This is a genomic window from Escherichia sp. R1, from assembly GCF_003000935.1.
GTDB lineage: Bacteria > Pseudomonadota > Gammaproteobacteria > Enterobacterales > Enterobacteriaceae > Escherichia > Escherichia coli.
On the sequence record NZ_PSRU01000004.1, the window covers coordinates 207677 to 220097 of the forward strand.

Consider the following 12421-nt stretch of genomic DNA (forward strand, 5'->3'; position numbering starts at 1 on the left):
CCAGGCGGAGTACCATTTACGGCGACTCCACCGGGAAAAGAGTTAACCGATACTCCAGAAGAGCACCGCCAGTAATTGGGGTGTGATAATGCGCAGGAACATCACTAACGGATAGACAGTGGCGTAAGAGAGCGCCGCCGCACCGCTGGTTGGATGAAGATTATTAGCAAACGCCAGCGCCGGAGGATCGGTCATGGAACCTGCCAGCATCCCGCACATGGTCAGGTAATTCATTTTGGCTAACATCCGCGCCAGAATGCCAACAGTAATCAGCGGAACGGCGGTGATCAGGGCACCATAACCAATCCAGCTTAGCCCTTCGCCATCCACCAGTGTATGGATAAAATCGCCGCCGGATTTCAGGCCAACCACCGAGAGAAAGAGCACAATGCCTAACTCGCGTAGCGCCAGGTTAGCGCTTGGTGGCATAAACCAGTACAGCTTGCCGATACTGCCGATACGCCCGAGGATCAACGCCATAATCAGCGGACCGCCCGCCAGCCCGAGTTTCAACGCCGCCGGGAACCCAGGCACAAAGACGGGAATAGAACCTAACAATACGCCAAGCCCGATACCAATAAACACTGGCAGCATCTGAACCTGTTGCAGTTTTTGCTGCGCATTCCCCAGCACATTGGCAACGGCATCAATTGCGGACGGACGCCCCACCAGGTTGAGGATATCGCCGAACTGCAGGCTGATATCGCTACTTGCAACTAATTCAACACCAGCACGGTTCAGGCGCGAGATAACAACGTCATAGCGTTCTTTAAAGTGCAGGTCGCGAATACGTTTACCGAGCACGTTTTCATTGGTGACCACCACACGCGCGACGCGCAAATCAGTGCCTTTCGTAGACAGCGAGGTATCGACCTCCTGACCAATCACCAGTTGCGCATTATGTAAATCCGCAGGCTGCCCCACCAGATGCAGCAAATCGCCCAGTTGAATAACGGTTTCTGGCGAAGGCACTTTTAGGGTTTCTTCTCGTTTCAATCGTGAGCAAATAACTTTATCGCCATTGAGAATCGGCACATCTTTAATGGCTAAATTATGCAAATTAGGATTCTCAACTCGGATGTTAATCGTCCTGATTAGCGCACCGCCGTTGGTTCGCGTGGACTCGTGCTGCTGGGCCTCAGTCTCAACATTGACGCGGAAAATAACCCGCAGCATCCACATAGTGAACAAAATGCCGCAAATCCCAAATGGATACGCCATCGCATAGCTCATCCCCATTTGATCGACCATCGCCATCGGTGTCCCCAGGTCGCGCAAGATCTGCTGCCCTGCCCCCAGCGCTGGCGTATTGGTGACCGCGCCGGAAAAAATCCCCAGCACTACCGGCAGTGGAATATCAAACAGTTTATGCAGGATGGCGGTAACCAGACCACCGATGATGACGATCAGAACAGCAAACAGGTTGAGGCGTAATCCGGAGACGCGCAATGAGGCAAAGAAGCCCGGCCCTACCTGAATCCCGATGGTATAAACGAACAGGATCAGGCCAAACTCCTGAATAACATGCAGCATATCGCTACTTAATGTCATCCCCGCCTGAGAAACAAAATGGCCGACGATGATCCCACCGAACAGCACGCCGCCAATGCCCAATCCAACACCGCGAAACTTGACGTTGCCGATAAACAACCCGACGACCGCCACCAAAGCCAGAATACTGACCGTTAATGCTATATCACTCATCGTCCATTTCTCTTGAAATAACATTTTAATTGCTACGGATTATGGCTGAATCGGTGAAGCAGATTTGCCTTATAGCGCACATTATCACGGGAAAGAACGTGCCGAAATATCTTAAACAGGCGAAATTTAACGCATTGCTGAAGAAAAAAGACAAAAAAAAGCCCCACCAGAATGGCGGGGCAAAGAGAATAGCTAGTTAGCTATTTAACGCGGGACGTTCGCTGATAGCGATACGCTGCGCTGCGATGGGTTCAGGCTCATTACGAATTAAATCAATATGCAGTAAACCGTTTACGAAGGTTGCGCCAGAGACTTCCATATTTTCAGCCAGCGTAAAGCTCAGGCTAAAAGGCTGATTCATAAGCCCTTGATGCAGCCATTTTTTCTCTTCTTTTGGCTGCTCTGGCGTGCCTTTTACGCTCAGGCGCGTACCTTCCAGTTGAATCTCTAAATCTTCCTGACGGAAACCTGCCAGCGCAAGGGTAATGCGGTAGTGGTTATCGTCGCTTTTCTCAATGTTGTACGGCGGGAAGCTCTGGCTTTCACCGGCGTTTTGCAGTGCGTTGGCCAGTTTGTCAAAACCGATCCATTGACGCATCAGTGGGGATAAATCGAAGTTACGCATAGCCATTTCTCCTTCTAAGAAGCGAGTAAGTACCTGCAAATCCGAAGATTCGCATATGCTCCCTGACGGCGAGCATGGAAATGTCAGGCCGCGCCAGGCGGCCTTAGGGAATTAGTTGATTTCGATACGGCGCGGTTTTTTCGCTTCCGGAATCACGCGTTCGAGATCGATATACAGCAGACCATTCACCAGGTTAGCACCACGAACATGAATGTTCTCAGCTAACTGGAATTTACGTTCAAAGTTGCGTTCAGCGATGCCCTGGTACAGATAGGTGCGCTCTTTTTGTTCGTCGGCGTGAGCACCTTTCACCACCAGCAGATTATCCTGGGCGGTAATTTCCAGTTCGCTCTCAGCAAAACCAGCCACAGCGATAGCAATGCGATAATGGTTTTCGTCTACCAGTTCAACGTTATACGGAGGGTAGCCGCCATTACTCTGGCTCTGGTTGTTTTCTAAGTGGTTAAACAAACGGTCAAATCCAATAGCAGAACGGTAAAGCGGGGATAAATCAAAGTTACGCATAATCAATAGCTCCTGAAATCAGCGAGAATCTAAGACCTTCCACAATGGACAGGTCAGGTAGCCAGAACACCCATCAGGCGCGTCCTCATCGGCTACGATGTAAAAATGGGTCTGGAAATGAACTTTTCAAGCCTTATCAGCGGACTTTTTTTTGCAGTTTATGGTCTATTGCATAGACTGAGGGGGCAGCACGAAACGTTAAAGTGCGATAGCCGCCACAGTGCGACGTAATGATGATGTTATTTTCAGCAAGGGATCGCTATAACTCATCAGGCCAACACCCACGATCAACAGATGAATTTATTATGATAAGAAATGTGTTGTTAGCGTTCATGATATGCAGCGGAATGACATTACTCGGAGGATGCTCCAGCGTGATGTCCCATACCGGGGGGAAAGAAGGAACGTATCCTGGCACCCGCGCCAGCGCAACCATGATTGGCGACGATGAAACCAACTGGGGCACAAAATCGCTGGCGATACTCGACATGCCATTTACCGCAGTACTGGACACAATATTGCTACCGTGGGATGTGTTCCGCAAAGACAGCTCAGTGCGCTCGCGCGTTGAAAAAAGCGAAGCCAACGCGCAAGAAACCAATAACGTCATTCCCCCCGCCAAAATGCCTGCAAACTGAGAGCTAGCGGTCAGTTTCGGTGATCCACAACTGACCGTCCTCCATCCACGCCAACCATTGACCATCCGGCGAGAAAACCACGGCGTCCGCAGAAGGTGGATTGGCGTGGTTTTCGGTTAAATACTCAACCTCGCCGCTTTGCGCATGGGCACAAGCAATCCGATTATCCAGCACAAATCCCAGCCATTCGCCTGATGGATGCCAGTTAAATGCAGACTGAATATCCGTTTTATTATGGGTTAACTGGCGTGGTTCACCGCCCTGTGGCGAGATAAGCCACAGTTGCACAATGCCGTTATCATCACGCATTAAAAACGCAATTTGTGTTCCTTGAGGATTACAACGCACCCAGTGGCGCGGAATGTTAACCAGGCCCGGGTAAATACGATGGTGCGTAAAGGTTAAACGTCGCTGCACGACACCACGCGGTGGCGCAGGCAGGGTTGTTTCCGTTCCGCTTAACGGCGCATCACCTGCCACTTTCCAGCCAGCTTCATCTTTCGGCAACTCGACAATAAACAGCTCCGGCACTTTCTCGCCCTTTGGCGAAAGTGTGTCGCCAATAAACGCCAGTGCGTGATTTCCTACCCATCCTTCTTCATAAGCACGATTGATTTCATCACTGCCAGGCTGTGGCGTGGGCGTGGTTTTACTTACCAGCACGCACCAGTGGCTACCGCTGTATTCACGCGGATGCTGCTTTTGTACGTTGACCGGGCCAAACGGTGCAGCAACACCGACGTTTCGCAAATCCAGCGCCGGATCGAGTTCATGCATTACATGGTCGTTGTAGGTAAAGCTCACCCTTTCACCGTTCGGGCTAAAGACATGTACATGACTGCCGCCGCGCAGCGCTCCTGGAGTATATGGCGCGGTAATATCCATTGCATCGAGATTGCTCACCTTGCCGCTTTCAACAATCACTCCGCGCCGATGATGAAAGTCGTAATACCATGTTTCATCAGGATTTTCCGGGCCGTGGATGAAGACATACTTCTCTGACTTCGTATGAACGGTCACCACGCCGACGTATGCGCCCTGTGACGCGCGATAGATAACCTCGACCTCGCCGGTATGAATATTCACACGCTCAATGGTCTCGCCGGTAAACGACGCCCCAGAAGGCCGCACGTCAAACACCAGCCACTGGCTGTCGGGCGTCCAGGTATTGGTATTGGTGAGCAGGTGATTACGGGGAGCAAAGGTTATCTGTTTCATGGCGCGGTCCTGATACAAAACGGTTCCCGCCATCATACTTCACAAGGACTTCACTTTCAGACAATAGTCTTTTGCCATCGTGATGAATGTGAGTGAAAAGATGGAACATTTCGACGTGGCGATTATTGGCCTCGGCCCGGCGGGTCGGCGCTGGCGCGGCAGTTAGCAGGTAAAATGCAGGTGATCGCGCTGGATAAAAAGCACCAGCATGGTACTGAAGGTTTCAGCAAACCTTGTGGCGGTCTGCTGGCACCGGACGCGCAGCGATCTTTTATTCGCGATGGACTGACGCTTCCTGTCGATGTCATCGCCAACCCGCAGATTTTCAGCGTCAAAACCGTCGACGTCGCCGCATCGCTCACGCGTAACTACCAGCGAAGCTATATCAATATTAATCGCCATGCTTTCGACTTGTGGATGAAATCGCTGATCCCCGCCAGCGTTGAGGTTTACCACGACAGCCTGTGTCGAAAAATCTGGCGTGAGGATGATAAATGGCATGTCATTTTTCGCGCAGACGGCTGGGAGCAGCATATTACCGCCCGCTATCTGGTCGGTGCCGATGGTGCCAACTCGATGGTGCGGCGACATCTCTACCCGGATCATCAGATTCGTAAATATGTCGCCATCCAGCAGTGGTTCGCAGAGAAACATCCGGTGCCGTTCTACTCCTGCATCTTTGATAATGCGATAACTGACTGTTACTCATGGAGTATCAGCAAAGACGGTTATTTTATCTTTGGCGGTGCCTATCCGATGAAAGACGGTCAGACGCGTTTCACGACGCTAAAAGAGAAAATGAGCGCCTTTCAGTTCCAGTTTGGTAAGGCGGTGAAAAGCGAAAAATGCACGGTGCTGTTTCCCTCACGCTGGCAGGATTTTGTCTGCGGCAAGACAACGCCTTTCTGATTGGCGAAGCGGCGGGATTTATCAGCGCCAGCTCGCTGGAGGGGATTAGCTATGCGCTGGATAGCGCAGAGATTCTGCGTTCGGTATTACTGAAGCAGCCAGAGAAGCTCAATACCGCTTACAGGCGCGCCACTCGCAAACTGCGTTTAAAACTCTTCGGCAAGATAGTAAAAAGCCGATGCCTGACCGCACCGGCTTTAAGAAAGTGGATTATGCGCAGTGGAGTGGCGCATATTCCACAGTTGAAAGATTATCCAACGCGCTTCACATCGCCCACCAGCAGGATGTAAGAGAGCGCGCCAATCAACGCGACGGCGGAGATATAAACCAGTGCAGGCGCGAAACCGTAACCCTGCGCCAGGTATCCCACCACCAGCGGAACGGTGATGCCGCCCAGACCACCGGCAAAGTTAAACACGCCGCCGGTTAAACCAATCAGGCGCATCGGTGCCAGAGAAGAGACCAGCGACCAGGTTATCGAAGCAAAACCGTTGCCGAAGAATGCCAGCGCCATCAGGCACATAATCATCATCGGATCGTTGGTGTAGTTCGCACCCATAATGCAGGTGGAGATCAGCAAGCCGCAGATAATCGGCGTTTTACGCGCAAAGCCCAGTGAAAAGCCCTTACGTACCAGCAGATCCGCGACCCAGCCAGAGAGCAGGACGCCGACAAACGCCGCGAGGAATGGCACCGTGGTCATAAAACCTGCTTTCAGCGCCGTGATTCCTTTTTCCTGGGTTAAATAGTTCGGGAACCAGGTTAAGAAAAACCACAGTGTAGAAGCCACCGCAAATTGCCCAAGATAGACACCGATCAGTTTACGATGGAACACCAGTTTCCAGTCTTTGGCTGTTAACGGCTGACGCGCCTCTTTCTTCACCGGCGCATCGCCATCCACCAGACCGCCGCCATCACGAATGTAATCCAGTTCAGCTTTGCTGATGCCTTTGGTCAGACGCGGCGGCTGATAAACCTTAAACCAAATCAGCGACCAGATAATGCCGATACCACCGGTGACAATGAACACCCAGTGCCAGCTCAACATCTCCTGAATCCAGATCAGCAGCGGAGTCAGAAACGCCAGACCGACAAACTGACCAGACGTATAAAAACCAACGGCAGAAGCGCGTTCATGTTCCGGGAACCAACTGGTTACCATCCGGTTATTGGTCGGGAACGCGGGCGCTTCGAAAATACCGGTTATCGCGCGCAGACCAATTAATGACATTAAGCCCGTGGCAAAGCCCTGGAATAACGTCGCCACTGACCAGCCAAATATCGCAATAAAATAAGTCACGCGTGAACCTACGCGATCTAAAAACCAACCACCGGGGATCTGACATAGCGTATAAAGCCAGGCGAAGGCCGAAAATACATAGCCCATTTGCGCTTTAGTAATACCAAACTCTTCCTGAATATGGGCAGAAGCCACGGCCAGGTTAGCGCGGTCAACATAACAAATGACCACCGTAATAAAGATCATCACCAGCGTCAGATAACGCCGACGCCCCGGCTTTGCTGCATTAACGGGAATATCCATAGCGAGCTTTCTCCAGATTTTGGGCATAGCGAAGCCGCTCACCATGCCCTGTAATTTACAGAGGGTTATATTTTTGTATTGCTGTTTTAGTGCCCGATGAGGGGCTTACGTGGCAGGAATTACCACTCTGCTACGCTGTTATCTTCATGACGCCAGAGCGGATTACGCCAGTCCGGGGCATTTTTACTGAACTCAATAACTTTAGCTTCGTCGATTTCCACGCCTAAGCCCGGTTTCGTTAATGGTTTAAAGAAACCGCCGACCATGCTGAAGTCCTCTTTGTTTTTCACAAAGTCGAGTAACTCCGCGCCTTTGTTGTAATGAATGCCCATACTTTGTTCCTGAAGGACGGCGTTATAGGAAACAAAGTCGATATGCAGGCAAGCCGCCAGTGCAATCGGTCCGAGCGGACAGTGCGGCGCAAGGGTCACGTCATAGGCTTCTGCCATTCCGGCAATTTTGTAGCATTCGGTAATACCGCCTGCGTGGGAGAGATCCGGTTGCAGAATCGAAATAGCGCCTGCCTCCAGCACACGTTTAAAATCGAAGCGTGAGAACATGCGCTCACCCGCCGCCAGTGGAATATGCGTTTGTGCCGCCAGTTTCGGGTAGTATTCGGCCTGTTCCGCCAGCACCGGCTCTTCAATAAACAGCGGACGATACGGTTCCAGCTCTTTAATCAGCACTTTCGCCATCGGCGCGCTGACGCGACCATGGAAATCAAGACCAAACTCAATCTGATTGCCAAAAGCTTCACGAATTTGTGCCACGGTGTTGACTGCCGCATCTACCGCGCGGGAGTTATCAATTAGCCCCAGTTCTTCACAACCGTTCAGTTTGAAGGTATCGAAGCCGATTTCGCGTAGCGTTTTAATGCCGTCGATAACATCCGCCGGACGATCGCCGCCGACCCAACTGTAGGCTTTAATTTTGTCGCGAACCAGGCCGCCCATCAGTTGCCAGACCGGCGCATTCAGCACTTTACCTTTGATATCCCATAACGCCTGGTCGATCCCGGCGATGGCGCTCATCAGGATTGGACCGCCACGATAAAATCCGGCGCGATACATCACTTGCCATAAGTCGTTGATGCGTGACGGGTCCTGACCAATCAAATAGTCACTCAGCTCGTGGACTGCCGCTTCCACCGTGCGAGCGCGGCCTTCAATCACGGGCTCGCCCCAACCGACCACACCTTCATCGGTTTCAATTTTCAGGAACATCCAGCGGGGAGGTAACCGATACGTGGTAATTTTGGTGATTTTCATTGCACTGCCTCTCGATACGCCTTAACAAATGCTGCTGCCTGCTGCGCAGTCCGTTCTACGGACTGCCCGGCGCGATAGAGATCGCTGCCTAAGCCCGCCCCTGCACAACCTGCGTCTATCCACTGCGCCAGGTTTTCTGGCGTCACGCCGCCAACGGCAAAGACTGCGATGTCCGGTGGTAATACCGCTTTTAATGCTTTGATGTATTGCGGACCAAAAGCCGATGACGGAAATATTTTCAGCGCCTGCGCGCCCGCTTCGAGCGCGGTAAAGGCTTCGGTCGCCGTCGCACAGCCGGGGCAGACGGTCATGCCGTAGCCCACCGCACGGCGGATCACTTCACTATGGATATTGGGCGTAACGATGAGCTGACAGCCCATTCTGGCGAGCGCATCGACCTGTTCAGGTTTCAGTACCGTACCTGCGCCAATCAACGCCTTATCGCCGTACGCATCAACGATGGCGGGAATGCTCTGCTCCCATTGTGGAGAATTCAGCGGGATTTCAACCGCATCGAACCCGGCGTCAATCACCGCGCCAACATGTGCCAGCGCCTCGTCGGGCGTAATGCCGCGCAAAATGGCGATCAGCGGGAGTTTAGTTTGCCACTGCATGAGCGATGCTCCTTATACCAGCCTGAAATGCCGTGTCGCCTGCCACCGCCGTCACGTCGCAACCCATCGCCTGAAAGGCTTGCTGGTAGCGCGCGGTCAGCGATGTTCCGGCGACAAGGGTGATGGCGTGTTGATGGTCCACATAGTCACGCATACTGGCAACCTCTGCGCCAATCAACAAACCAGAGAGAAATTCGCTGACCTGTTCGCGGGGAAGTGTTCCCAGCACATGCGAGGCGCGAACCTCAAAAAGCTGTGGCAATACGGCGGGCGCATTAAGGCCATGCTCAAGACCAGCCGCGAAGGCATCGGCAGCGTTTTCCTGCGGCGGCAAACCTGCGCCAATCAATGAGTGATTTAACAGTAAATGATGTAATTCACCGGTCATCACGGTGCGAAAATCGTTAATTTGCTGGCTATCGGCCTGCACCCATTTGCAATGCGTACCGGGCATGACATAAAGAGAGGAAGGAGCCAGAGTGCGCGCGCCGATCAATTGTGTTTCTTCGCCGCGCATCACATTGTGGTTATCGTCATGAGAGACGCATAATCCGGGAATAATCCAGATATTGTCGCCAACAGACGTTAATTGTTCGCCAATAGACGAAAAACGGGCTGGAACGGATAAATACGGCGCAACTTTCCAGCCGACATTGCTGCCGACCATTCCTGCCATTACCACTGGCGTATTCTCTTCACGCCAGCCGGTCGTCACTTCTGCTAACACCGCAGCCGGAGATTTTCCGTTCAGGCGCGTGACGCCTGCTTCTGATTGCCTGCTGTCCAGGCAGTGGTCGCCCTGATAAAGCCAGGCGCGCAGATTGGTCGATCCCCAGTCAATTGCGATGTAGCGAGCTGTCATGTGATTTCCTTTAACCTTCGTGTCGAGCTGGCGATCATGGTAAGCGCCGCCTGCTCTGCCGCATCGCCGTCCTGATGCCTTATCGCATCGAACAGCGCCTTATGTTCCTGGAGCGTTTGCGGCATGTTGGCCTCATCGCCCATCCAGGTTCGTTCAAAAACCGCCCGCTGCAGCGAACTGATCGCAATGCTCAGTTGCTGTAACACCGGGTTATGCACCGACTGCAGCACCGCCTCGTGGTAGCGAATATCCGCTTCGTTAAACGCTTCGCGGTCCTGATTGTTGGCAATCATCTCGTTCAGCGCCGATTCAATCTGCGCCAGATCGCTGGAGGTCGCGCGCTCTGCTGCCCAACGGGCAATAGCCGGCTCTACCAGGTTTCGCACTTCGCTCATTGCACTGATAAGCCGTGGGTCATAGTCGTTTTCCAGCACCCATTGCAGTACGTCAGTGTCGAGGTAATTCCACTGGTTACGCGGAGCCACAAACGCCCCGCGATAACGTTTCATTTCAATCAGCCGCTTCGCCATCAGCGAACGAAATACCTCACGGATGATGTTGCGCGAGGTTGCAAACTCTTCACAGAGTTCTGCCTCAGCCGGAAGCGGCGAGCCTGGCACGTATTTGCCGTGAACGATCTGTTTACCTAGCGTAATAACGATGCGATCGGTTTTATTGAGAGTCATGGAGAGTCCTTGTGCTCTGTATGTTCTTCTCTACTTTACCCCGATCGATGCATAACGCGGCAATTTTGTAGTACCAGCGTGATGACGTTCGCGTTTGTTGTGCGTCTAATGTAGTACAAAGTTATATTGTTGTACTACAATTTAGATCACAAAAAGAACAATCAATAAGAAAATGTTCTACGTCGGGCAAAAATCTGAAAAGGGAGATCAGGCGCTAAACAGGAGGGAAAGAAGAGTATGCTTTCAACGGCTTAGCACTCTTGTTTAAAGGATTAATCATGAAATTGAATTTTAAAGGATTTTTTAAGGCTGCCGGTTTGTGTTCTTTGGCATTTGCGTTGACCGGATGTATCACCTGGGGATTGGTTTCCAATACTGCAAGCCGTCCACATGCCGAGCAATGGCGGTCAGACACGATTAAGGGTTTATCGCTGGCAGAAGATAGTAACGGTACGAAAGGCTATGTTTTTGTTGGTGAATCGTTGGACTATCTGTTGACCACCGGCGGCGATGAGGTAGTTAACATGCTGAACGATCCGGCAATCCATGGTGAAAGAATCACCGTTTCTGATAACGCGAAATTTATTTTAAGCAGCAGTAATAAGAATTTCTCTGGTGCTATTACGCTCTATTACGACTGGAACAACGAAGAAGATAAGGCACTGGCAACACAATATGGTTTTATTTGTGATACCCGGCGTTGTACATGGATGCTGGACGGTTTGAAAGGCTCAATCCACCAGAAAAATAAAAAAGCGGATTACTCAAACGTGATGGTTTTCCATCAACCCTTTACGGTGGGATTTTATGAGTACAAAGCAACAGATGGCGTCCCGCACGGCCTCGTTAATGCGCTGCTGCCAGTCACTCTTACGCTGGATATAGTAACGTCACCACTCCAGTTCCTGATTTTATGCACGACCAGAAATTGTTAATCGCTGCGGGCAAACGCATTCATGCCGTTTGCCCGTTCACTGATTAATTCAGCACATACTTCTCAATAGCAAATGCCACGCCATCTTCAAGGTTAGATTTGGTGACAAAGTTCGCCACTTCTTTCACCGAAGGAATAGCGTTATCCATCGCCACACCGACGCCTGCATATTCAATCATTGCGATGTCGTTTTCCTGATCGCCAATCGCCATGATTTCTTCCGGTTTAATACCTAACACGTCGGCCAGTGATTTCACACCCGTACCTTTGTTAACGCGTTTATCGAGGATTTCGAGGAAGTACGGCGCACTTTTCAGCACGGTGTATTTTTCTTTCACTTCCTGCGGAATACGCGCAATGGCCTGGTCGAGGATGGCGGGTTCATCAATCATCATCACTTTCAGGAACTGGGTATTGGGGTCCATTTTCTCCGCTTCGCAGAACACCAGCGGAATGGTGGCAACGAAAGATTCATGCACCGTGTAGTAGCTGATATCTCGGTTGGCGGTGTACAGCGTGGTGCGGTCCAGGGCGTGGAAATGAGAACCGACTTCGCGAGAGAGTTTTTCCAGGAAACGGTAGTCGTCATAGCTGAGAGCGGTTTGCGCCACGGTGCTACCATCAGCGGCCTTCTGTACCAGCGCGCCGTTATAAGTAATGCAGTAGTCGCCCGGCTGTTCCATATGCAGCTCTTTCAGGTAATTGTGAACACCTGCATAAGGGCGACCCGTCGTTAGCACGACATTCACGCCACGGGCGCGAGCTGCGGCAATCGCATTTTTAACGGCGGGTGAAATGGTGTGATCGGGCAGCAGAAGGGTGCCATCCATATCGATAGCAATGAGTTTGATAGCCATGAGTTCCCCAGGTAGATTGGTTCCTGACCCATGCTAAC

The 12421-nt window shown here is 51.7% G+C and carries 12 protein-coding genes, 1 pseudogene and 1 other annotated feature; of the genes and pseudogenes, 3 read left to right on the forward strand and 10 right to left on the reverse strand.

Annotated features, from left to right (window positions below; genetic code table 11):
* Window positions 1-42: 42 nt before the first annotated feature.
* The 3 genes from C4F37_RS07010 to ibpA all read right to left on the reverse strand — a co-directional run bounded on the left by C4F37_RS07010 (window position 43) and on the right by ibpA (window position 2854).
* Window positions 43-1704 carry a putative transporter gene (locus C4F37_RS07010; protein ID WP_001279773.1) on the reverse strand — a complete coding sequence of 554 codons (1662 nt, stop codon included), beginning with the start codon at window positions 1702-1704 and terminating at the stop codon, window positions 43-45.
* Window positions 1705-1900: 196 nt separating this feature from the next.
* The gene (ibpB, locus tag C4F37_RS07015) at window positions 1901-2329 is read right to left on the reverse strand and encodes a small heat shock chaperone IbpB (RefSeq protein WP_001243431.1); all 429 of its coding nucleotides are present in this window, start codon (window positions 2327-2329) and stop codon (window positions 1901-1903) included.
* Window positions 2330-2440: 111 nt separating this feature from the next.
* Window positions 2441-2854 carry a small heat shock chaperone IbpA gene (gene ibpA / locus C4F37_RS07020; protein WP_001243437.1) on the reverse strand — a complete coding sequence of 138 codons (414 nt, stop codon included), beginning with the start codon at window positions 2852-2854 and terminating at the stop codon, window positions 2441-2443.
* Window positions 2848-2920, reverse strand: a sequence feature (ROSE (Repression Of Heat Shock gene Expression) occurs in the 5'-region of heat shock genes and acts as an RNA thermometer to modulate expression.). (Overlaps the previous gene by 7 nt.)
* A 239-nt stretch (window positions 2921-3159) precedes the next feature.
* Between ibpA and C4F37_RS07025 the strand changes: the two genes are divergently transcribed.
* Window positions 3160-3492, forward strand: coding sequence for a YceK/YidQ family lipoprotein (locus C4F37_RS07025; protein ID WP_001332265.1), 333 nt, complete (start codon window positions 3160-3162; stop codon window positions 3490-3492).
* Window positions 3493-3495: 3 nt separating this feature from the next.
* On the opposite strand, the gene C4F37_RS07030 is transcribed toward C4F37_RS07025, so the two are convergent.
* Entirely contained in the window at window positions 3496-4710 is a 1215-nt protein-coding gene (locus C4F37_RS07030) for a DUF3748 domain-containing protein (RefSeq protein ID WP_001540120.1), read from the reverse strand.
* Window positions 4711-4810: 100 nt separating this feature from the next.
* On the opposite strand from C4F37_RS07030, the pseudogene cbrA reads away from it, so the two are divergent.
* Window positions 4811-5909: pseudogene (gene cbrA, locus C4F37_RS07035) on the forward strand (colicin M resistance lipid reductase CbrA).
* Here the strand turns inward: cbrA and C4F37_RS07040 are convergent.
* The 5 genes from C4F37_RS07040 to dgoR all read right to left on the reverse strand — a co-directional run bounded on the left by C4F37_RS07040 (window position 5870) and on the right by dgoR (window position 10592).
* Window positions 5870-7207: an MFS transporter gene (locus C4F37_RS07040; RefSeq protein ID WP_000253471.1), complete on the reverse strand. Its 1338-nt coding sequence runs from the start codon at window positions 7205-7207 to the stop codon at window positions 5870-5872. The pseudogene cbrA and the gene C4F37_RS07040 sit on opposite strands and share 40 nt — an antisense overlap.
* Before the next feature lie 74 nt (window positions 7208-7281).
* Window positions 7282-8430: a galactonate dehydratase gene (gene dgoD, locus C4F37_RS07045; protein ID WP_106106704.1), complete on the reverse strand. Its 1149-nt coding sequence runs from the start codon at window positions 8428-8430 to the stop codon at window positions 7282-7284.
* Window positions 8427-9044: a 2-dehydro-3-deoxy-6-phosphogalactonate aldolase gene (gene dgoA, locus C4F37_RS07050; protein ID WP_001198717.1), complete on the reverse strand. Its 618-nt coding sequence runs from the start codon at window positions 9042-9044 to the stop codon at window positions 8427-8429. Before dgoA ends, dgoD begins: the two co-directional genes overlap by 4 nt.
* The gene (dgoK, locus tag C4F37_RS07055; RefSeq protein ID WP_000127077.1) at window positions 9028-9906 is read right to left on the reverse strand and encodes a 2-dehydro-3-deoxygalactonokinase; all 879 of its coding nucleotides are present in this window, start codon (window positions 9904-9906) and stop codon (window positions 9028-9030) included. Before dgoK ends, dgoA begins: the two co-directional genes overlap by 17 nt.
* Window positions 9903-10592: a D-galactonate utilization transcriptional regulator DgoR gene (dgoR, locus tag C4F37_RS07060; protein WP_000174305.1), complete on the reverse strand. Its 690-nt coding sequence runs from the start codon at window positions 10590-10592 to the stop codon at window positions 9903-9905. The genes dgoK and dgoR overlap by 4 nt, the downstream gene beginning before the upstream one ends.
* A 278-nt stretch (window positions 10593-10870) precedes the next feature.
* On the opposite strand from dgoR, the gene C4F37_RS07065 reads away from it, so the two are divergent.
* Window positions 10871-11527, forward strand: coding sequence for a hypothetical protein (locus tag C4F37_RS07065; RefSeq protein WP_001334470.1), 657 nt, complete (start codon window positions 10871-10873; stop codon window positions 11525-11527).
* Between the two features lie 43 nt (window positions 11528-11570).
* Here the strand turns inward: C4F37_RS07065 and yidA are convergent, their stop codons facing one another.
* Window positions 11571-12383 (reverse strand): sugar-phosphatase, encoded by an 813-nt coding sequence (gene yidA, locus C4F37_RS07070; protein WP_000985549.1) that lies wholly within the window; start codon window positions 12381-12383, stop codon window positions 11571-11573.
* Window positions 12384-12421: the final 38 nt, after the last annotated feature.